This window comes from Mumia xiangluensis, from assembly GCF_010994095.1.
In the GTDB taxonomy this organism is placed as follows: Bacteria; Actinomycetota; Actinomycetes; order Propionibacteriales; family Nocardioidaceae; genus Mumia; species Mumia xiangluensis.
Map to the genome: position 1 here is coordinate 416317 of NZ_WJYO01000001.1, position 20182 is coordinate 436498.

Sequence of the window (20182 nt, forward strand, 5' to 3'; positions counted from 1 at the left end):
CCCGGACGCCCCGCGCAGCGCGGTCAGGCGTCGAGCAGCGCGAGGAACTCCTGCGGCGGGGACCCGGGGATGTGCGCCAGCCGCACCTGTCCGCGCGAGACCAGCTTGCCCTCGGCGTTGGTGGTCTCGATCGCCCAGAGCTGCGTCGTACGCCCCTGGTGGATCGGGGTCGCGACGCTCCGGAGGGTCTCGCCGGTGCGAGCCTGGCGGAGGAAGTCGGTGTTGTTGTTCACGCCGACGACGAGGCCCTGGTCGCGCAGCCACGCCTGTCCACCGATGCTCGCGGCGCTCTCGTTCACCGCGCAGTGGACGCCGCCGTGGACGATCCCGAACGGCTGGAGGTGCTGCGGGCCCACGGTCCAGGTGACGACGACGCGGTCGCCGCTCACCCCTTCGTACGCGAAGCCGAGAGCGTTGCCGAGGCCGGAGTCCATCTGAATGCCAGTCACTCGACGAGTGTGCCCGCGTGCCCTTGGCAGACGATACCCCCCAGGGGTATGGTTTCCGTATGGACACCCACGCACCCGGTTACAGCGCCGACAAGGCCGCCGTCCTCAAGCGCCTCAAGCGCGTCGAAGGCCAGGTCCGCGGCCTCCAGCGCATGGTGGAGGAGGACACGTACTGCATCGACGTGCTGACACAGGTCTCTGCCGCGACGAAGGCCCTCGAGTCCGTCGCCCTGACGCTTCTCGACGAGCACCTCGCGCACTGCGTCCACGACGCCATCGCTTCCGGAGAGGGTGCCGAGGCCAAGATCGCCGAGGCATCCGCAGCCATCGCACGCCTCGTCCGATCCTGAATCGCGATCCTGACTCGAAGGAGAGATCCATGAAGAAGACCTACTCCGTGACCGGCATGACCTGCGGACACTGCGCGGGCGCCGTCACCAGTGAGATCCGCGCTCTCGACGGCGTGCGGGAGGTCGAGGTCGACCTCGTCGCCGGCGGCACCTCGTCGGTGCACGTGACGAGTGACGTGCCGCTCGAGGACGCAGCGGTCGCCACCGCCGTGGACGAGGCCGGGGACTACGCGGTCGTCGACGCATGACCCTTCAGTCCCACGAGCTCGAGATCGGCGGGATGACGTGCGCCTCGTGCGCCGCCCGCGTCGAGAAGAAGCTCAACAAGCTCGACGGCGTGGAGGCGAGCGTCAACTTCGCGACGGAGCGTGCGTACGTCTCCGCTCCGGCCTTCGTCGACGTGGCCGACCTCGTCCAGACGGTGGAACGCACGGGCTACTCCGCCGCGCCGGTCCGGCAGGACGCGCCTGAGGACGACAGCCGCCCCGAGGACGACGACCCCGAGCTCGCCGAGCTGCGGCACCGGCTGATCGTCTCCGCGGTCCTCGCGGCACCGGTCCTCGTCCTCTCGATGGTCCCGGCCTGGCAGTTCGACAACTGGCAGTGGCTGTCGCTGACGCTCGCAGCACCCGTCGCCGTCTGGGGCGCGTGGCCGTTCCACCGCGCCGCCTGGGTCAACGCGCGGCACGGCGCCGCCACGATGGACACGCTGATCTCGCTCGGCGTCGCGGCAGCCTTCGGCTGGTCGGTCTACGCGTTGTTCTGGGGGCATGCGGGCGTCACCGGCATGACCATGGAGATCTCGTGGTTCGCCCAGGGTTCCGGGGCGGACGAGATCTATCTCGAGGTCGCCAGCGCGGTCACGGTGTTCATCCTGCTCGGCCGCTATCTGGAGCACCGCGCCAAGCGCGACTCCGGGGCCGCACTGCGCGCGCTGCTGTCGCTCGGCGCCAAGGACGTCGTCGTGCTCCGCGAGGGTCGCGAGGTCGAGATCCCGGTCGGCGAGCTCGGCGTGGGTGACGTCTTCGTCGTACGCCCCGGCGGCAAGGTGGCGACCGACGGCGAGGTCGTCTCGGGCGCCGCGTCGGTCGACCTGTCGATGCTCACCGGCGAGAGCGTGCCGGTCGACGTCGGCCCTGGTGACCGCGTCGTCGGCGGCACCGTCGCCACCGGGGGCCGCCTGATGGTGAGCGCCACCGCCGTCGGCGGGCAGACGCAGCTCGCCCAGATGGCGCGCCTCGTCGAGAACGCGCAGAGCGGCAAGGCCCCCGTCCAGAGGCTGGCCGACCGGATCTCTGCCGTCTTCGTCCCCGTCGTCCTCGTGCTCGCCGTGCTGACCTGGGTCGGCTGGATGGTCACGGGCGGCACCACCACCGAGGCGTTCACCGCCGCCGTCGCGGTGCTGATCATCGCCTGTCCCTGTGCGCTCGGGCTCGCGACGCCGACCGCTCTCCTGGCAGGCACGGGGCGCGGCGCCCAGCGCGGCATCCTCGTGAAGGGTCCGGAGGTCCTCGAGTCGACCCGTCGCATCGACACGATCGTGCTCGACAAGACCGGCACCGTCACCGAGGGCGCGATGCACGTGACCGGCGTGGCGACGGCATCGGGCTTCGACGGCGGCGAGCTCCTGCTGCTCGCGGGCGCCGTCGAGGCCGCGTCCGAGCACCCGCTCGGTCGCGCGATCGCCGACGCGGCGCGCTCGGCGGTGCCGGGTGGCGAGCTGCCGAAGGTCGACCGCTTCAGCACGACCACCGGGCTCGGGGTGGCGGGGACGGTCGACGGACGCTCGGTCCGCGTCGGTCGACTTCCCTGGCTGGTCGAGCACGGCGCCTGGCCGTCGACCTCGCTTCCCTCGGTCGACCCTGGGACGACGCCCGTCCACGTCGCCATCGACGGCGTCGTACGCGGCGTGGTGGCCGTGGCCGATCGGGTCAAGCCGACCTCGGCCGAGGCGATCACGCGGCTCCGCGGTCTGGGTCTGGACCCCGTCCTGCTCACCGGTGACCGCCGCTCGGTCGCCGAGGAGGTCGCCCGGGAGGTCGGCATCACCGAGGTCGTCGCCGAGGTCCTGCCGGAGGGGAAGGCCGCCGTGATCGCCGACCTGCAGGCGCGCGGTCGTACGGTCGCGATGGTCGGCGACGGTGTCAACGACGCACCAGCGCTCGCTGTCGCCGACCTCGGCATCGCGATGGGGACCGGGTCGGACGTCGCGATCGAGGCGTCGGACCTGACCCTCGTCCGCGGGGACCTGCTGCTCACCTCCGACGCGATCGCGCTGTCGCGCCAGACGTTGCGGACCATCAAGCAGAACCTCGGCTGGGCCTTCGGCTATAACGTCGCCGCCCTCCCGCTGGCCGCTGCGGGGTTCCTCAACCCGTTGATCGCCGGTGCCGCCATGGCGGCGAGCTCGGTGCTCGTCGTGACGAACTCGCTCCGCCTGCGCAAGTTCTGAGCACGCGGCGGGGTCACGCCAGGGAGAACGTCTTGCGATACTCCCCCGGCGTGACCCCGACGATGCGCCGGAAGTGGTGACGCAGCAGCGTCCCCGACGAGAACCCGCACCGGTGCGCGACGTGGTCGACGTCGATCTCGGTGGTCTCGAGCAGAGCCCTCGCTCGCAGGACCCGCTGCTGGACGAGCCACTGCACCGGCGTCGTCCCAGTCTCTGCGGCGAAGCGGCGCGCGAACGTCCGCGTCGACATCCCCGCCAGCTCGGCGAGCCGGGCGACGGGCTGCTGCTCGTCGAGGTGCTCGACCATCCAGTCGAGGACCTCCGCGAACATGTCGTCGTCGCAGTCCGGCACCGGCTGCACGATGAACTGGCGCTGGCCGCCGTCGCGCTGGGGCGGCACCACCATGCGGCGGGCGATGGCGTTCGCGGCGGCACTGCCGAGCTCACGGCGTACGAGGTGCAGGGCCGCGTCCACCCCGGCCGCGGTGCCGGCGCTGGTGACGATGTCACCCTCGTCGACGAACAGGACGTCCTCGTCGACGGTGATCTCGGGGTGGAAGGCGCGCAACGCCTCGGCGTGCTTCCAGTGGGTGGAGACCCGCTTCCCGCTGAGGAGGCCTGCCGCGGCGACCTGGAAGACGCCCGTGCAGAGCGTGAGGATGATGGCGCCGTTCTCGTGCGCCTTGCGGATCGCCTGCGGGACGGCGGCGTCTGCGTGCTCGTGCCAGTGGCCGCTCGGCGGCGCGGCAGGCACGACGACGACCAGGTCGGCCTCGACGCCGTCCTCGTACCCGTGCTCGACGAGGAGGGCTCCGCCCCCCGCGATCGGGACGGGCCGGCCTGCCTCGGGTCCGCAGATCGTGAACGAGAGGAGCGGCACTCCATCGTCGGTCCGGTCGATCCCGAAGACCTCCGAGGCGATGCCCAGCTCGAAGAGGTGGAAGTTCTCAGGCACGAGCACTGACACTGTCCGAATCATCCCTCTACCGTAGGTGGCAGGATCTGTTCGGTCAATGGCCTTCCAGCCACTATTGGCAGGAAGTGTTCGGGCGCAGAATGAGAGCCATGGAGATCTTGAGGAAGCACCACACGAGGAAGCACCACGAGTCCACCACACCGCGGTTCCCGGCGTTCCGCGTCGGCAACGGCAACCGTGACGAGGCGCGGATGCGCGCCGAGATGGACGCGATCCGGGCGCACAGCGGACGTTGAGCGGCCTGCGATGATCGGGGGATGTCCACGCTCATCGGCATCACCGGGGCCAGCGGGTACGTCGGTGGCGCGGCCGCGCGGCACCTCGCCGGCGCCGGCCGCGCGACCCGCCTGATCGTCCGCGACCCCGCCCGTGCTCCACGCCTCCCGCACGCGGAGGTCGCGGTCGCCTCGTACGAGGACGTCGATGCGTGCCGCCGGGCCTACGAGGGACTCGACACCCTGTTTCTCGTCTCCGCGACCGAGTCGGCCGACCGGGTCCAGCAGCACCACCTGACGATCGACGCGGCCGTCTCCGCCGGCGTACGCCAGATCGTCTACCTGTCCTTCGTCGGCGCAGGACCTGACGCCGGGTTCACGCTCGCGCGCGACCACGGCGCGACCGAGGAGTACGCGAAGTCGTCTCCCCTGGCGTGGACGTTCCTGCGCGACAACTTCTACACCGACGCGATCCGCACGATGTTCGGCGAGGACGGCGTCATCCGCGGACCCGCCGGGCACGGACGTGTGGCCTCGATCGCGCGGGACGACGTCGCCGCCGTGGCGGCCCGGGTCCTCGCCGATCCGCGCTCGCACGTCGGCCGCGCGTACGAGCTCACCGGACCCGAGGCGCTGACGCTGGCCGAGTTCGCCACGCTGATGACGCAGGCGACCGGTTCGCCGCACCGCTACCTCGACGAGACGATCGAGGAGGCGCGTGCCTCGCGCGCGCACTACGGGGCGCCCGAGTGGATGGTCGACGCGTGGATCAGCACCTACACCGCGATCCGCGACGGCGAGCTCGACCGCGTGACCAGCGACGTCCCGGCCCTGCTCGGCCGACCTGCACTGACGGTCGCCGAGGTGCTCAGCGGTCGGCGCTGACCGAGGTCCAATCGGTAGAAGCGGCCCACGCAGCGTCCAGCACGCGCAGCACGTTGCCGCCCGCGAGCGCCGCGAGCTCGTCGGCAGTCCAGCCACGGGCGGCAAGCGCCTCCAGGATCCGCGGGTACGTCGCGACGTCCTCGAGCCCCTGCGGGAACCGCACGAACCCGTCGTAGTCGCCCCCGAGGCCGACGTGCTCCACACCCATCACCTCGCGGGCGTGCTCGACGTGCGCGACGACGTCGTCGACGGAGACGACCGGCTCTGGGCCGACGCTCCCCGCGTGCCGCCAGCGGGCCCACTCCTCGCTGAGGAAGCTCGGTACGAAGGCGACCATCACCACGCCGCCGTTCTCGCGGACGCGACCGAGCACGTCGTCGGGGACGTTGCGGGGATGGTCGGCGACCGCGCGGCAGCTCGAGTGGCTGAAGACCACGGGCGCCGTGGTCGTGTCGAGCGCGTCGTGCATCGTCGCCGGCGAGACGTGCGACAGGTCCACGAGCATCCCGAGCCGGTTCATCTCGCGCACGACGTCGCGACCGACGTCCGTGAGACCGCCGTGCACGGGCTCGTCGGTCGCCGAGTCGGCCCACGCGGTGTTGTCGTTGTGGGTGAGGGTCATGTACGCGACGCCGAGCCGGGCATACATCCGCAGCACCGCCAGCGAGTCGTCGATGCTGTGCCCTCCCTCGGCGCCCAGCAGCGACGCGATCGCGCCGTCCGCCCACGCAGCTCGCACGTCGGCGCCGGTCCGCGCGAGGCGGAGATCGTCGGGGTAGGCGGCGACGAGCCGGTGCACGAAGTCGATCTGCTCGAGCGTCGCCGTGACGGCGTCGGCGCCCTTGATCGACGTCGGGACGAACACCGACCAGAACTGCGCGCCGACCCCGCCGCGACGCAGCCGCGGGATGTCGGTGTGGAACCGACCGTGCGGGGATGTAGGCCCGAGTCCGTCGGTCGAGTACTGGGCCTCTGCGCGGCACTCCCACGCCAGGTCGTTGTGGCCGTCGAACACCAGCGCGCCGGCCAGCGCCGTACGGACTGTCTGGTCGTCGGTCGCGGCCAACGCGGCCGCCGGGTTCGAGACAAGAGCGGTCGAGTCGTTCACCCGACCACCCTCTCGCACGGCGACGGGAGCCGCCCACGGACCCGGCACGGAGCGTGTCGCGCACCGGGCCCGCGGGCGGAGATCAGGCGAGCACCTGCTCGACCTCGCGGACGAAGTCGTCGAGGTCCTTCGGCGTCCGGGAGGTGATGATCGTGGGCTGTCGCGAGTCGTCCACGACAGCGGCCTCGTCGACCCACCTGCCACCGGCGTTGCTGATGTCGGTCTCCAGCGAGGCGTACGAGGTGAGCCGACGTCCGTCGACGATGCCCGCCTCGACCAGCGCCCACGGCCCGTGGCAGATCGCCGCGATCGGGCGACCCTCCGCCTCGAACGTGGAGACGATGCCGACCGCGGCCTCGTCGAGGCGCAGCTGGTCGGCGTTGATGGTGCCGCCCGGGATGATCAGGAGGTCGTAGTCGGACGCGTCGACCTGTCCGACGGTGGTCGTCGGCCGGATCGACTTGCCCGGATCCTTGTCGCCCACGAGAGTCTCGACCGGGCCGTCCTCCACGGCGGCGACGGTCACGTCGGCACCGCGCTCGCGCAGGTGCTCGACGGGGACGACGAGCTCGTCCTGCTCCACGCCGTAGTTCGTGACGATCGCCAGGACTCGGCGACCGCTCAGGTCAGCGTCTGCCATGGACACTCCTCTCGAGGTCGGGGCCGTCGACACTCAGGTACCCGCCGCTGCGGACTTCACACCTGCTCGCCCGGAATCGCGACCTAGGCTCGGACCCATGACGTCCTCGACCCAGGAGACCACCCCGGCCGTACGCCGTGCCGCCGCGCGGGAGGACGCGGGACGGGTGCTGCCGCGGATCGCCCACCTGCTGGCGCCGTACAAGGGCAAGTTGCTCCTCGTCGGGCTGGCCGTCGTGACCGGCGCTGTGCTCGCGTCGCTCGCACCTTTCCTCACGAAGGCGGTCTTCGACGACGCGCTCTTCCCGCCCGGCGGGGGGGCTCCCGACGTCGAGCTCCTCGGGTGGCTGGTCGCCGGGCTGTGCGTGATCCCGATCCTGACCGCGCTGATCGGGATCGGGCAGAACTTCCTCACGTCGACCATCGGCAACTCCGCGATGGCGGACCTGCGCGGGAAGCTGTTCGCGCACCTGCAGACGATGGAGCTCGGCTTCTTCACCGCGACGAAGACCGGTGCGATCCAGTCGCGGCTCGCCAACGACGTCAGCGGCGTCCGCACCGTCCTCACCGACACTGCGACGACGATCCTGCAGAACGCTGTCACGGTGATCTCCGCGTTCGTCGCGATGGTGATCCTGTCGTGGCAGCTCACGATCATCACGCTCGTCCTGATGCCGCTGTTCGTGGTCATCCAGGTCCGTGTCGGCCGCCGGCGGCAGCGGCTCGCCCGCAAGACGCAGGAGTCGCTGTCGGAGATGACCGCGATCACCGAGGAGGCGCTCTCGGTCTCCGGCATCCTGCTCGCGAAGGTGTTCAACCGGTCGGAGAGCGAGACGCTGCGCTACCGCGAGGAGAACCAGCGCCAGACCCACCTGCAGGTGACGGCGGCGATGACCGGCCGTACGTTCTTCGCGCTGGTGCAGACGTTCTTCGCGATCACGCCGGCGCTCATCTACCTCGTCGCGGGCCTGATGCTCACCGGGCGGTTCGACTACTCCGGCGGGACGCTCACCGCGGGCACGCTGGTCGCGTTCACGACGCTGCAGGCGCGACTCCAGATGCCGCTCATCCAGCTCATGCGCGTCACCCTCGACGTCCAGACGTCGCTCGCGCTGTTCCGCCGGATCTTCGAGTACCTCGACCTCGAGCCCGCGATCGTCGAGCAGCCCGGAGCGCGCCCGCTGCCGGACACGGGCGAGGGTGGCCACGTCGAGTTCCGCGGGGTCTGGTTCCGCTACCCGCCGCCGCGCCTGCTCGGCACGCCGCCGCGGGAACGCGACGCGCGTGACGGCAGCAGCGACCGCGACGCGGAGGGTGTCACGGCCGTCGAGGACGTGGAGATCGAGTCGTCCGCGGCCGAGGTCGCCGCCGAGGAACGCTGGACCCTCCGCGACGTCTCGCTGACCGTCAAGCCCGGCCGGCTCGCTGCCATCGTGGGACCGTCGGGCTCGGGCAAGACCACGATGACCTACCTCGTCCCGCGCTTCTACGACGTCACCGAGGGCGCCGTCCTCATCGACGGCGTCGACGTCCGCGAGGCCACCGAGCGGTCGCTGGCCACAGCGGTCGGGATGGTGACGCAGGAGCCGTACCTGTTCCACGGCACGATCTACGAGAACATCGCGTACGCGAAGGAGGGCGCGACCCCTGCGGAGGTCGAGCAGGCCGCGCGCGACGCCAACATCCACGACCGGATCATGAGCTTCGCCGAGGGGTACGACACGGTGACCGGCGAGCGGGGCTACCGGCTGTCGGGCGGCGAGAAGCAGCGCGTCGCGATCGCCCGCGTGTTCCTGATGAACCCGCGCGTGCTGATCCTCGACGAGGCGACGTCCGCCCTCGACACCGAGACCGAGCGCCTCGTCCAGGACGCGCTCGAGCGGGCGACCGCCGGCCGGACGACGATCGCGATCGCTCACCGGCTGTCGACGATCCAGAACGCCGACGTCATCTTCGGGCTGGAGGACGGGGAGCTCGTCGAGCAGGGCACCCACACCGAGCTGCTCGCGCAGGGCGGGCTCTACTCACGGCTGTACGTCGAGCAGTTCGGCGGCGGCGAGATCGAGGGGCGCTTCCGCGACGGCGTCCTGTTCCGGGACGGCACCTGCGTCCGGGAGGGCGAGGAGCACCCGCGGGCGGACGTCCGCATCTGACCGTCCCCGGTCGAGGCGCGAGGCCGTTCGGGCTACTCCTGGATCACCGACAACACGTTGCCCGCGGGGTCGGTGAACCACGCGATGAGCGGGCCACCCCCACGGAAGATCCCCTTGTCGTCGGTCGCCGTCGGCGTGCCCTCGTACTTCTCGAAGACGACCCCACGCCCGGCCAGCGCGTCGACTGCTGCCTCGATGTCGGGGACCGGGAAGTTCAGGATCGTGTACGACGCCGGCTGGTGATGCTCACCCTTCGGGTAGACGAGCGTGTCGCGTCCCCCTGCGAGGTGCAGGGTCAGCATCCCGTCGGCCTCGCTCACGTCGAGCCCGAGCGTGTCGCCGTAGAACGCCTGGGCCTTCGCCGTGTCGTCCACCGAGAAGCCGCTGAAGGCTGGTGCCTCGCCAAGCATGGTGCTCTCCTGTCCGGGACCGTCGTCGGCCCCTGCAGTAGTGACCCGTCGGGCCCGTCGAAGTCACCGCTGCCGGAGGGGTCGCGTCGCCGGCCCCTCGACGACCGCGCCGTCCGCGTCGAAGCGGGACCCGTGCAGCGGGCAGTCCCAGGTGCGTTCCTCGTCGTTCCACGCGACGACGCCGCCGAGGTGGGAGCAGACCGCGGTCGTGCGGGTCCCGTCCCCGGAGTCCGCGCACGGAGGCACGCCCGCGACGCGCGGCGCTTCCTCGTCCCTGGCGAGTGCAGCCGTCGTCCACCCCTTGGCAAGCTCCAGCCCGACGCCGCCGTTGATCGCGAGGGTCCGCGCGACGTCGCTGATCGTCGGCCGCGGCCACGACCGTACGGCGCCACGCCACCCGCGCCGCTCGCCGAGGACCTCCGCCGCGAGCGCGAGGCCGGCAGCGGTCCCCATCGCGAGGCCCCACTTGGCGAACCCGGTCGCCACCAGGATCCACGGCACCGCCGGCAGGAGCCGTCCGACGTACGGCAGTCCCGTGGTCGACTCGTAGTCCTGGGCGGACCACGTCGCGAGCGGTTCCTGCACACCGAAGGTCCGCTGCGCCCAGTCCACGAGCTCCGAGGCCCGCTCCGCCTCCGACCGGACGCGTCCGGTGGTGTGCCCGTTGCCGCCGACCACCAGGACCGTGTCGTCCGTCGCGGCTGTGCGCAGCGACCGGGTCGGGGCGTCGATCGAGAGATACATCGCCTCGACGGCCGGCTCGCCGGTCCGGAAGGCCGCCGCGTAGGACCGGTGCGGCGACAGGCGGGCGAAGAATCCCCCGCGGTCGAGGATCGGGATGCCGGTGGCGAGCACGACGTGGCGCGCGTCCACCCGCCCGGACTCGGTGCGGACCCGCCTCCGTCCACGGTGGCCGTCGACCCCGAGCGCCCGCGTCCCCTCGAAGATCCGGGCCCCGGCCGCGACCGCCTCCGCGGCGAGGCTGTCAGCGAGGGCCACGGCGTCGATCTGTCCCTGGCCGGGGAGGCGGAGCGCGCCCCGCACCTCGTACGGCAGCCCGGGATCGGTCTCCCAGGTGACCGGGAGACCCGCCTGCTCGCACGCGCCCTGCTCACGGCGGAGCCGGTCCTCGCCGACAGCGGTCGTCGCGTACGTGACCGCGTCGCGAGGGTCGTACGGGATGCCGGTGGACGCGCAGAAGCCCTGGAGCCACTCCTGCCCCTCGCGGTTCGCCGCGACGTAGCCGTCGAGCCGGTCGGGGTGCGCCCGCCGGATCCGGCTCAGCCGGGACCCCTGCAGGAGACTCACCTTCCCGGTGGTCCCACCGGTGGTGCCTGCCGCGACGTGACGTGCCTCGAGGACGACCACCGAGGTCCCGGCGCGGGCCAGGGTCAGCGCGACCGTGAGTCCGACGACGCCGGCGCCGACGACGACCACGTCGCAGCTCGCGTCCTCGGCCAGCGGGGCGTACGTGGGGCGGGCAGGATTCTGGGCGTACCACCAGGACTGCATCGGGGTTCCTTCCGTCGACGCCCTGGTACCCACCGCCGACGGGGGCAATCGGGTTTCGCGAGGCGGGCGACGGGTACCGCCCGGACGTCGCCGACCGCCGGCACAAGGAGGGGTTGTGGCCACGACCGAGCACGACGTCGTCGTCGTCGGGGCGGGGCCCAACGGGCTCGTCGCCGCGAACCTCCTCGCCGACAAGGGGCTCGACGTCGTCGTCCTGGAGGCGCAGCCCGAGGTCGGTGGCGCCGTCCGCAGCGCCCGTGACGTCCACCCGGACTACGTCCACGACACGTTCAGCTCGTTCTATCCGCTCGCGGCGGCCTCGGGCGTGATGGGCGGGCTGGGGCTCGAGCACCACGGCCTCGTGTGGAGCCACGCGCCCGCCGTCCTGGGCCATCCGCTCCCGGACGGGTCCTGGGCGATGCTGCACCGCGACGTCGACCGGACGGCGGCGTCGATGGAGGCGCTGGGAGCCGGCGACGGCGACCGCTGGCGTACGTGGGTCGAGGACTGGGGCCGGATCGGCGGCCCGCTCGTCGACGCCCTCACCACCCCGTTCCCGCCGATCCGTGCGGGTGCTCGCGTGCTCGCAGCGCTCCCGGGGGTCGGCGGGATGGACTACGTACGGCGGTTGCTGGAGCCGGCGAGCGTGCTCGGACGCGACGGCTTCGGCGGCCCCGGGCCTGCGCTGCTGTTCGCCGGCAACGCCGGGCACGCCGACATCCCGACCGACGCCACCGGATCCGGGCTCATGGGTCTGCTGATGACGATGCTCGGACAGACGGTCGGCTTCCCGGTCCCGCGAGGCGGCGCCGGCGAGCTGGCTGCGGCCCTCACGCGTCGGTTCACCGCGCTCGGCGGGGAGGTACGGTGCTCCGCGCGGGTCGACCGGGTGCTCCTGCGGGACGGACGCGCTGTCGGCGTCCGCGTCGAGGGCGGTGAGACCGTCCAGGCTCGGCGTGCCGTCGTCGCCGACGTGGTGGCGCCAGTGCTCTACGGCGACCTGATCCCCGACGACGAGCTCCCCGCGCGGCTGCGCCGGAGGATGCGGTCGTTCGAGCTCGATCCCGGGACGGTCAAGGTCGACTGGGCCCTCGACGGACCCGTCCCGTGGGCGTCGGCCCCCGAGACGGCGCCGGGCACCATCCACCTCGCCGACTCCGTCACCGCGATCACCGAGGCCACCTCCCAGATCACCTCGCACGCGGTCCCCGCCGAGCCCCTCCTCATCGTCGGCCAGATGACCACCGCCGACGCGACTCGCTCGCCCGCGGGGACCGAGGCGCTGTGGGCGTACGCGCACGTGCCCCAGGACGTCCGCCACGACGCGGGCGACGGAGGCATCACCGGACGCTGGGACCGCGACGACCTCGAGCGGTTCGCCGACCGCATGCAGCGGCGGCTCGAGGCGTACGCGCCGGACCTCGCGAGCCGCGTCGTCGCACGCCGGGTCCTCGGACCGCGCGAGCTCGAGGAGCGCGACGCGAACCTCGTCGGCGGCGCGATCAACGGCGGCACCTCGGCGATCCACCAACAGCTCGTCTTCCGCCCGGTCCCCGGCAACGGCCGGGCGACGACACCCGTCCCCGGCCTGTTCCTCGCCTCGGCGTCGGCCCACCCTGGCGGCGGCGTGCACGGCGCACCCGGCGCGAACGCGGCGCGCGCCGTCCTCGCCGAGCCGGCCCTCCTGCGCCGTACCCGCCCGCTCGTCGCACGCCTGCGCGGCACGCGGACCCACCGCCGTACCCCAAGGAGCCCACGATGACGACCGTCACCCGCGACATCGACGCCCCCGCCCACCAGGTCTTCGCCGTGCTCGCCGACGGCTGGACGTACGCCTCGTGGGTGGTCGGCGCCTCACGCATCCGGCACGTCGACGCGAGCTTCCCCGAGCCGGGATCGGCGATCCACCACTCGGTCGGGACCTGGCCCGCGCTCATCGACGACACGACGACGGTTCTCGCGTGCGAGCCAGGACGGCGGCTCGAGCTGCGTGTCCGGGCGTGGCCGCTCGGCGAGGGGAACGTCGCACTCGTGCTGCGCGACCTGGGCTCGTCGACGACGGTCGAGATGGAGGAGTACACCGTCAGCGGGCCCGCCAGGCTCATCCCGAAACCGGCGGAGGCGCTCGGCCTGAAGGCGCGCAACCGCGAGGCCCTGCGCCGGCTCGCCTACCTGGCCGAGGGCCGGAGCCGCTGACCCTCAGGCGGGAAGGCCGCGTGCCTTGGCCTCGTACACGCCGCGCTCGCGTGCGTTGCCGGTGAGGGTCGCCGCCCGCTCGTACTCCGCGCGCGCCTCGGCGGTGCGCCCGAGGCGTGCGAGCAGGTCGGCGCGCACGGCCGGGAGCTGCGGGTACGCCGCCAGCGCGGGGTGTCCCGCTACCGTCTCGACGACGGCGAGTCCCTCCTCGGGCCCGTCGGCGAACCCGACGGCGACCGCACGGTTGAGCTCGACCACGGGGGACGGCCAGGCGTGGCGGAGCAGCACGTAGAGCGCTGCGATCCTGCGCCAGTCGGTCTCGGCGACGGTCGCAGCGCGCGCGTGGCACGCGGCGATCTCGGCCTGGATCGCGTACGCCCCCAGCGCGGGTCCGCCCGCACCGGGTGCGCTGGCGAGCTCCTCGGCCCGGGCGAGCGACGCGAGCCCGCGGCGTACGAGAGTGCGGTCCCACCGGCGGCGGTCCTGGTCCAGCAGCAGGACGGGCTCGCCGTCCGGCCCGGTGCGGGCCGGGATGCGCGAGGCCTGCAGCTCGAGGAGCGCGGCGAACCCGTGGACCTCCGGATCGTCCGGCACCAGGGTCGCGAGCAGTCGCGCGAGGCGGAGCGCCTCCTGGCACAGCGCCGGGCGCATCCAGTCGTCGCCTGCCTGCGCGGCGTACCCCTCGTTGAAGATCAGGTAGACGACCTCGAGGACGGACCCGAGACGCGCCCGCCGCTCCCCGGCGTCCGGCATCGCGAAGACGACGCCGCTGTCGGTCAGGGTCTTCTTCGCGCGCGAGATCCGCTGGCCCGCGGTCTTCTCGGGGACGAGGAAGCCGCGTGCGATCTCGCTCGTGCTAAGCCCGCCGAGGCAGCGCAGCGTCAGCGCGACGCGTGACTCCACCGAGAGCACGGGATGGCACGACGTGAAGATCAGCCGCAGGAGGTCGTCCCCGATGTCGTCATCGAGCGCGTCGTCGAGGTCGTCGCCGGCGCCGTACGCGGAGCCTGCGGCTTCCTGGTCGCGGCCGATCTGCTCGAGCTTGCGCTGGTACGTGCCGCGTCGCCGCGCCGCGTCGATCCCGCGGTTCTTGGCGGTGGTCATCAGCCAGCCTGCGGGGTTCGGGGGGACGCCGGCGACCGGCCACTGCTCGAGCGCGACGACGAGCGCGTCCTGGGCGAGCTCCTCGGCGAGGCCCACGTCCCCGGTCACGCGCGCGAGTCCGGCGACGAGGCGGCCGGCCTCGATCCGCCACACCGCCTCGACTGCCGCACGCGCCGACTCGCTGTCTGTCGTCTCGGCCTTCCGCACGCCTCGATCCAAGCACAGGCCCCGTCCCCGATTCGGGCAGTTCGGGTAGGAATCCGGGGGTGGATTCCTGCCCGAACTGCCCAAATCGGGGACGGGACGGGGCGGGGGCGGGGCGGGGCGGGGCGGGACGGGTCAGGGGAGGTTCGCGAAGTCCTCGGGGCCGAAGAGCTTGAGGACCCGGGCACTCCCCTCCCACGCGGGCCAGTGCTGCTGGTGGACCTGCAGGAAGCGGTTGGCCCACTCGACCGCCTCCTCCTTGCTCCGGACCTCGTACAGCGCGTAGCTGATGAGCTCCTTCGCCTCGGCGAACGGGCCGTCGGCGGCGGTGATCGTGCCACCGGTGAGGTCGACCCGGGCACCGAACGCGCTGGGCGCGAGCCCTGCGGTGTCGAGCAACGCTCCGGAGCTGGTCGCCTCGGCGCCCAGGACCGCGATGGCCTCGATCAGCTCGGGCGGCGGCGGACCCTCGGGCGGGGTGCCGTCGAGAAGGATGAGGTAGCGCATGATCGTCTCCTTGGTCTCGTGGTGGTCGGGGTGGCGTCAGGACGGGGTGTCGGCCGAACGGTACTGGTCCACCGCGACCGCGGCGACCCAGCCGAAGACGGTCACGACGGCTGCGGTGAACGCGAGGTTCGCGGCAGCCGCACCGGCACCGGCGGCGACCGCGCCGAACCCGGCGAGGAACGCGATCCCGACGATGCGCGACCCGACCGCCCAGCCACGACGACCGTCGGCGGCGTAGCGGCGCGCCATCACGAAGCACGCGACGGCGAGCGCGGTGAACCCGATGCTCCCCGCGAGCAGGTGCAGCATGCCGTGCCAGGAGACCTGCCCGGGACCGTCGGGAGTGCCGACGGGGAACCCGTACGCCGCGTCGGCCGGGAAGGCGGCCGCGGCCACCATCGAGATGCCGTACGTCGCCACGAGGCGCGGGGCCCAGCGTGCGCCGCGACCCGGGGTGAGCGCCCGGCGCAGACCCACCGCGAACGCGACGAGCATGAGGCCGGTGAGGGCGAGGTTCGCGACCTGGATCCAGCCGTGCTCGCCGATCGCGAGCATGCTCCACTGGTGGACGCTCGGGTGGAAGCCGTCGCGGGTGAAGGCCTGGGCGAGCGCGACGCTCACGTAGAAGGGCCCGGCGAGGACGCCGTACCCGAGGAGGGACTTCGTGACCCGGGTCGCCGGGTCGCAGGTGCTGCGGGTGTCGAGGGTGTGGGTCGTGGTGGCCATGACGTGCTCCTGAGGACTTCGGCCGCCGCCGTCTGCGTCGGCCTCTCAGGACCTCCACGAACGACGACGGCCGACTTCTACACGACCCAGGAACTTTTTCTGAACGCCGCCCTTCGGCCTACAGCGCGAGCCCGACGTACTTGACCTCGAGGTACTCGTCGATGCCCTCGTCGCCGCCCTCGCGCCCGAACCCGGACGCCTTGACCCCGCCGAACGGCGCGGCCGGGTTGGAGACGACGCCCTGGTTGATGCCGACCATGCCGGTGTCGAGTCCCTCGTACACGCGGATCGCGCGGTCGAGGCTCTGCGTGAACGCGTACGCGACGAGGCCGTACTCGGTGTCGTTGGCCATCCGCAGCGCCTCCTCCTCGGAGGAGAACGTGAAGACCGGGGCGACGGGGCCGAAGATCTCCTCGCGGAACACCTGAGCGTCCGCGGTGACGCCGGTGAGCACCGTCGGCGGGTAGAAGTAGCCGGGACCGTCGGGGATCTCACCTCCGGTCAGGACCGTGGCACCCGAGTCCACGGCGTCGGCGACCAGCTCCGCGACCTTGGCGCGTGCCTTCTCCTCGACCAGGGGCCCGACCTGGACACCGTCCTCGGACCCGCGGCCGATCGTCATCGCGCCCATGCGCTCGGCGAGCTTCTGGGAGAACGCGTCGGCGACGGACTCGTGCACGATGAAGCGGTTCGCGGCGGTGCACGCCTCGCCGATGTTGCGCATCTTGGCGAGCATCGCGCCGTCGACGGCCTTGTCGAGGTCGGCGTCCTCGAACACGAGGAACGGCGCGTTGCCACCGAGCTCCATCGACACGCGGAGGATGCCCTCGGCGCTCTGCTCGATCAGCTTCTGGCCGACCGGCGTCGAGCCGGTGAACGTCAGCTTCCGCAGGCGCGGATCGCGGATCAGCGGCTCCATCACCTCACCGGTCGTCGTGGTGGCGACGACGTTGAGGACACCCTCGGGCAGACCCGCCTCGACCAGGATGTCGGCGAGCGCGAGCATCGTCAGCGGCGTCAGCGCGGCCGGCTTGACGACCATCGTGCAGCCGGCGGCGATCGCCGGACCGATCTTGCGGGTCCCCATCGCGAGCGGGAAGTTCCACGGGGTGATCATCAGGCACGGGCCGACGGGCTGCTTCAGCGTGAGCAGGCGGGTCGCCCCGTTCGGAGCGACGGCGTACCGGCCGTTGATGCGGACGGCCTCCTCGGAGAACCAGCGGAAGAACTCGGCGCCGTACGCGATCTCGGCCTTCGACTCCGACAGCGGCTTGCCCATCTCGAGCGTCATGAGCAGCGCGAGGTCGTCGGCGCGCTCGGTGATCAGCTCGAAGGCCTTCCGCAGGATCTCGCCGCGGTCCCGCGGCGCAGTCTTCGCCCAGTCGGCCTGGGCCTCGACGGCAGCGTCGAGCGCGGCCCGCCCGTCGGCCACCGACGCGTCGGCGATCTCGGCGATCACGGCGCCGGTCGACGGATCCTCGACCGTGAAGGTCTTGCCTCCCTCGGCGTCTCGCCACTTCCCTCCGATGAAGAGCTGGGGACGAACCCCGGCGACGACCTCGGCTTCACGACCCTGCGCAACTGCGCTGTCAACAGACATGACGACCTCCCGATCGGTGGCGAACGCCTCGATGATCTCGTCCCCCCACGCTCGGACACTACGCGCGAAGTGTCGCCCCCTCCACCCACGCGATTACACGTCGTCAGATCCGGGGCCGGTGGACTCGCCCGCGCGGGATGCGCCCGCGTCAGATCCCCATCGACGCTCCGCCCGCACCAGCGCGAGGTGGAGGAGCACCCCGACGACCGCGCCGACGCCGATTCCGACGAGGTTGTTGGCGAGGTCCTCGCCCGACATGCCGTGCCGGCCGCTCGGCATCACGGCCTGCCACCACTCCGCCACGCACGGTGCGAGGACGGCGACGACCACCGGCCACCACCGATGCCGGTCCAGCGCCAGCAGGACGGCACCGATCCCGAGCGGCAGCCCGAGCCACACGTTGAGCGTGGCGGAGTCGACCCCGGTGACGAACGCGTCCCAGCGGGGCTCCGCGAGCGAGAGGTCGAGCGGGCTCCGCCAGTGCCACCCGTGAGACAGCGAGTCCGGCAGCATGGTCACGGCGACGAACGTCCCGAGACCGGCGACGTACACCCACACGCGGACGGGTGCCGCGTACGCCGTCCGCACCGACGCCGCCGCCAGCGCCGTCGCGACGCTCAGAGCGACGACGATGCCGACGCCGGCCATCGGCGTCTCGCGGAAGTAGGAGTCGAGCACTCCTCGAGTCAACCAGTCGGCGGCACGAAGACCCACGGCGTACGAGGCAGCGCCGCGGGGTCGAACTCGTCGAGCATGCCGACGGCGTCGCGGGCGGCCATCCCGAGGGAGTCCGCGATCGCGGCCACGAGGTCGGCCGGGGTCCACCCGTACAACGCCAGGTCGGCGAGCGTGACCGCGCCGTCGCGCTTCGCGAGCCGCTTGCCGAGGCCGTTCACGGCCAGCGCCACGTGGGCGTAGTGCGGGGGGACGGCGCCGAGCAGCGTCGCGAGGTACGCCTGGCGCGGAGCGGAGGCGAGCAGGTCGTCGCCCCGCACCACCTGGTCGACGTCCATCTCCGCGTCGTCGACCACGACGGCGAGGTTGTACGCGGGCACCCCGTCGTTGCGGACCAGGACGAGGTCGTCGACCGGGCCGGTGTACGTCCCGTGGAGCAGGTCCCGGACCGTGAACTGGTCGACGCCCGAGGCGAGACGCAGCGCGGCCGGCCGCTCCGCACGACGCTCGGCACGCTGCTCCTCCGTCAGCCGCCGGCACGTCCCTGGGTAGTGGCCGGGGACGCCGTGCGGAGCCGATGCGGCCTCGGCGATCTCGCGGCGCGTGCAGAAGCACTCGTACGTGAGGCCGCGCGCCTCCAACGTCGACACGGCATCGGCGTACACCGCCAGGCGCTCCGACTGGAGGACGACCGGCGGGTCCCAGTCGATCCCGAGCGCGGCCAGGTCCGCGAGCTGCTGCTCCTGCGCGCCGGGGCGTACGCGGTCGAGGTCCTCGACCCGCATCCGGAAGCCGCGCCCGCTCGACCGGGCGAACATCCACGCGAGGAGCGCCGTACGCAGGTTGCCGACGTGCAGGTCACCCGAGGGGCTCGGGGCGTACCGGCCGAACATGTCACCGCCTCACACCAGGGAGCGGGAGGGCCCGCCCGTTGTGCCGGATCCTACGCAGCGCGGCGGGGCGGCGACGGTGTCGACGCACGGGCATGACGCACCGCACACCGCTCCGGTCCGTCGGTGCCGCGTGCCACGATCGGGGGGTGACCTCGCCTCGAGCCGCCCGCCCGGACGCCACCCGCACGTGGCATCCCGCCGGGCCGGTCGACGTGCGGCGCACGCTGGGGGCACTCGGCAAAGGCCCGTACGACCCGGCACACCAGGTGGCGCCCGACGGTGCGACCTGGCGCGCCAGCCGCATGGCGACGGGGGCGGTCACCTACCGCGTGAGCGCGGCTCGGGTCACCCCGGCGCCCCGTGAGATCACCGTCGAGGCGTGGGGCGACGGCGCCGAGGAGCTCGTGGCGGAGGCCCCCTTCCTGCTCGGCGGCGCCGACGACTGGTCCGACTTCGACCCGCGCATCCCGCTCGTGGCGCGGGCGCTCGCCCGTCACCCGGGCCTGCGTCTTCCCCGCCAACGCCGCATCTTCGAGACGCTGGTGCCGGCGATCATCGAGCAGCGGGTCCCCGGCGTCGACGCGTACGCGTCCTGGCGACGCCTGCTCCGCACCCACGGCGAGCCCGCGCCCGGCCCGACGCCCGTGCCGATGTGGGTCCCGCCGAGCGCGGAGGACTGGCGAGCGCTTCCGTCCTGGGCGTGGCACCGCGCCGGAGTCGACCCGGCACGCTCCCGTACGGCGGTGGCCGCGGCGCAGCGCGCCGCGGCGATCCAGCGCCTGGTCGACCGCCCGTACGCGGAGGTGGCTGCCGGGCTGCGGTCGCTGCCCGGCATCGGCGAGTGGACGGCGGCCGAGGTGCTGAGCCGGCTCGGCGATCCCGACGCCGTGTCCGTCGGCGACTACAACCTCGCGAAGGACGTCGGCTGGGCGTTCGACGGCGAGCCCGCCGACGACGCCAGGATGCTGGAGATCCTCGAGCCGTGGCGCGGCCAGCGCGGGCGCGTGATCCACCTCCTGTACGCCGACGGTGCCCTGCGGCGCCCCCGCCGCGGGCCGCGCCTGACCCGCATGGACCACCGGCGGAGGTGACCCGGCCGGCGCGATCGTGCACTTTTCTGCCGAGCGC

At 72.6% G+C, this 20182-nt stretch carries 21 protein-coding genes; 9 read left to right on the plus strand and 12 right to left on the minus strand.

All coding sequences use genetic code 11. The features are described from left to right. Positions 1-23 precede the first annotated feature (23 nt). Positions 24-449: a PaaI family thioesterase gene (locus GH747_RS01810; protein ID WP_228552733.1), complete on the minus strand. Its 426-nt coding sequence runs from the start codon at positions 447-449 to the stop codon at positions 24-26. 59 nt (positions 450-508) lie between these two features. Here GH747_RS01810 and GH747_RS01815 point away from each other — a divergent pair, with 59 nt between their 5' ends. From GH747_RS01815 to GH747_RS01825, 3 genes are read left to right on the plus strand one after another with little or no spacing between them, the layout of a single operon-like run. Then, positions 509-799 carry a metal-sensitive transcriptional regulator gene (locus GH747_RS01815; RefSeq protein WP_149767717.1) on the plus strand — a complete coding sequence of 97 codons (291 nt, stop codon included), beginning with the start codon at positions 509-511 and terminating at the stop codon, positions 797-799. A gap of 29 nt (positions 800-828) precedes the next feature. Then, complete coding sequence (locus tag GH747_RS01820; RefSeq protein ID WP_149767719.1) at positions 829-1047, plus strand: heavy-metal-associated domain-containing protein; 219 nt, start codon at positions 829-831, stop codon at positions 1045-1047. Beyond that, positions 1044-3251 (plus strand): heavy metal translocating P-type ATPase, encoded by a 2208-nt coding sequence (locus GH747_RS01825; RefSeq protein WP_149767721.1) that lies wholly within the window; start codon positions 1044-1046, stop codon positions 3249-3251. Before GH747_RS01820 ends, GH747_RS01825 begins: the two co-directional genes overlap by 4 nt. A 13-nt stretch (positions 3252-3264) precedes the next feature. Here GH747_RS01825 and GH747_RS01830 read toward each other — a convergent pair whose 3' ends face one another. Continuing rightward, complete coding sequence (locus tag GH747_RS01830) at positions 3265-4230, minus strand: GlxA family transcriptional regulator (protein WP_149767723.1); 966 nt, start codon at positions 4228-4230, stop codon at positions 3265-3267. Positions 4231-4316: 86 nt separating this feature from the next. Between GH747_RS01830 and GH747_RS01835 the strand changes: the two genes are divergently transcribed. Both GH747_RS01835 and GH747_RS01840 read left to right on the plus strand, forming a co-directional pair. After that, the gene (locus GH747_RS01835; RefSeq protein WP_153816609.1) at positions 4317-4463 is read left to right on the plus strand and encodes a hypothetical protein; all 147 of its coding nucleotides are present in this window, start codon (positions 4317-4319) and stop codon (positions 4461-4463) included. Between the two features lie 21 nt (positions 4464-4484). Then, positions 4485-5327 carry an SDR family oxidoreductase gene (locus GH747_RS01840; RefSeq protein ID WP_149767725.1) on the plus strand — a complete coding sequence of 281 codons (843 nt, stop codon included), beginning with the start codon at positions 4485-4487 and terminating at the stop codon, positions 5325-5327. Here GH747_RS01840 and GH747_RS01845 read toward each other — a convergent pair. Together GH747_RS01845 and GH747_RS01850 are read right to left on the minus strand one after the other, a co-directional pair. Beyond that, positions 5311-6435 carry a dipeptidase gene (locus GH747_RS01845; protein WP_228552734.1) on the minus strand — a complete coding sequence of 375 codons (1125 nt, stop codon included), beginning with the start codon at positions 6433-6435 and terminating at the stop codon, positions 5311-5313. The genes GH747_RS01840 and GH747_RS01845 overlap by 17 nt on opposite strands. A gap of 82 nt (positions 6436-6517) precedes the next feature. After that, complete coding sequence (locus GH747_RS01850) at positions 6518-7075, minus strand: DJ-1/PfpI/YhbO family deglycase/protease (protein WP_149767727.1); 558 nt, start codon at positions 7073-7075, stop codon at positions 6518-6520. Positions 7076-7172: 97 nt separating this feature from the next. On the opposite strand from GH747_RS01850, the gene GH747_RS01855 reads away from it, so the two are divergent. Further along, positions 7173-9227 (plus strand): ABC transporter ATP-binding protein, encoded by a 2055-nt coding sequence (locus GH747_RS01855; RefSeq protein WP_149767729.1) that lies wholly within the window; start codon positions 7173-7175, stop codon positions 9225-9227. 32 nt (positions 9228-9259) lie between these two features. On the opposite strand, the gene GH747_RS01860 is transcribed toward GH747_RS01855, so the two are convergent. Together GH747_RS01860 and GH747_RS01865 are read right to left on the minus strand one after the other, a co-directional pair. Continuing rightward, positions 9260-9637 (minus strand): VOC family protein, encoded by a 378-nt coding sequence (locus GH747_RS01860; protein WP_149767731.1) that lies wholly within the window; start codon positions 9635-9637, stop codon positions 9260-9262. Between the two features lie 63 nt (positions 9638-9700). Then, entirely contained in the window at positions 9701-11149 is a 1449-nt protein-coding gene (locus tag GH747_RS01865) for an FAD-dependent oxidoreductase (protein ID WP_149767733.1), read from the minus strand. 115 nt (positions 11150-11264) lie between these two features. On the opposite strand from GH747_RS01865, the gene GH747_RS01870 reads away from it, so the two are divergent. Then, positions 11265-12911 carry a phytoene desaturase family protein gene (locus GH747_RS01870; protein WP_149767736.1) on the plus strand — a complete coding sequence of 549 codons (1647 nt, stop codon included), beginning with the start codon at positions 11265-11267 and terminating at the stop codon, positions 12909-12911. After that, complete coding sequence (locus GH747_RS01875; protein WP_149767738.1) at positions 12908-13345, plus strand: SRPBCC family protein; 438 nt, start codon at positions 12908-12910, stop codon at positions 13343-13345. The genes GH747_RS01870 and GH747_RS01875 overlap by 4 nt, the downstream gene beginning before the upstream one ends. A gap of 3 nt (positions 13346-13348) precedes the next feature. On the opposite strand, the gene GH747_RS01880 is transcribed toward GH747_RS01875, so the two are convergent. The 6 genes from GH747_RS01880 to gluQRS form a co-directional block, all read right to left on the minus strand. After that, positions 13349-14656, minus strand: a complete 1308-nt coding sequence (locus GH747_RS01880) for an RNA polymerase sigma factor (protein ID WP_205602719.1) — start codon at positions 14654-14656, stop codon at positions 13349-13351. A gap of 132 nt (positions 14657-14788) precedes the next feature. After that, positions 14789-15160, minus strand: coding sequence for a YciI family protein (locus tag GH747_RS01885; protein WP_149767742.1), 372 nt, complete (start codon positions 15158-15160; stop codon positions 14789-14791). A 36-nt stretch (positions 15161-15196) separates the two neighbouring features. After that, positions 15197-15886: a DUF998 domain-containing protein gene (locus GH747_RS01890; RefSeq protein ID WP_149767744.1), complete on the minus strand. Its 690-nt coding sequence runs from the start codon at positions 15884-15886 to the stop codon at positions 15197-15199. Positions 15887-16004: 118 nt separating this feature from the next. Further along, positions 16005-17486, minus strand: coding sequence for an NAD-dependent succinate-semialdehyde dehydrogenase (locus GH747_RS01895; RefSeq protein WP_149767746.1), 1482 nt, complete (start codon positions 17484-17486; stop codon positions 16005-16007). Between the two features lie 93 nt (positions 17487-17579). Beyond that, complete coding sequence (locus GH747_RS01900; RefSeq protein ID WP_149767748.1) at positions 17580-18164, minus strand: hypothetical protein; 585 nt, start codon at positions 18162-18164, stop codon at positions 17580-17582. An 8-nt stretch (positions 18165-18172) separates the two neighbouring features. Next, entirely contained in the window at positions 18173-19054 is an 882-nt protein-coding gene (gene gluQRS, locus GH747_RS01905; protein ID WP_149767749.1) for a tRNA glutamyl-Q(34) synthetase GluQRS, read from the minus strand. Between the two features lie 146 nt (positions 19055-19200). Here gluQRS and GH747_RS01910 point away from each other — a divergent pair, with 146 nt between their 5' ends. Further along, positions 19201-20145 carry a DNA-3-methyladenine glycosylase family protein gene (locus GH747_RS01910; RefSeq protein WP_228552735.1) on the plus strand — a complete coding sequence of 315 codons (945 nt, stop codon included), beginning with the start codon at positions 19201-19203 and terminating at the stop codon, positions 20143-20145. The last annotated feature ends 37 nt before the right edge of the window (positions 20146-20182 follow it).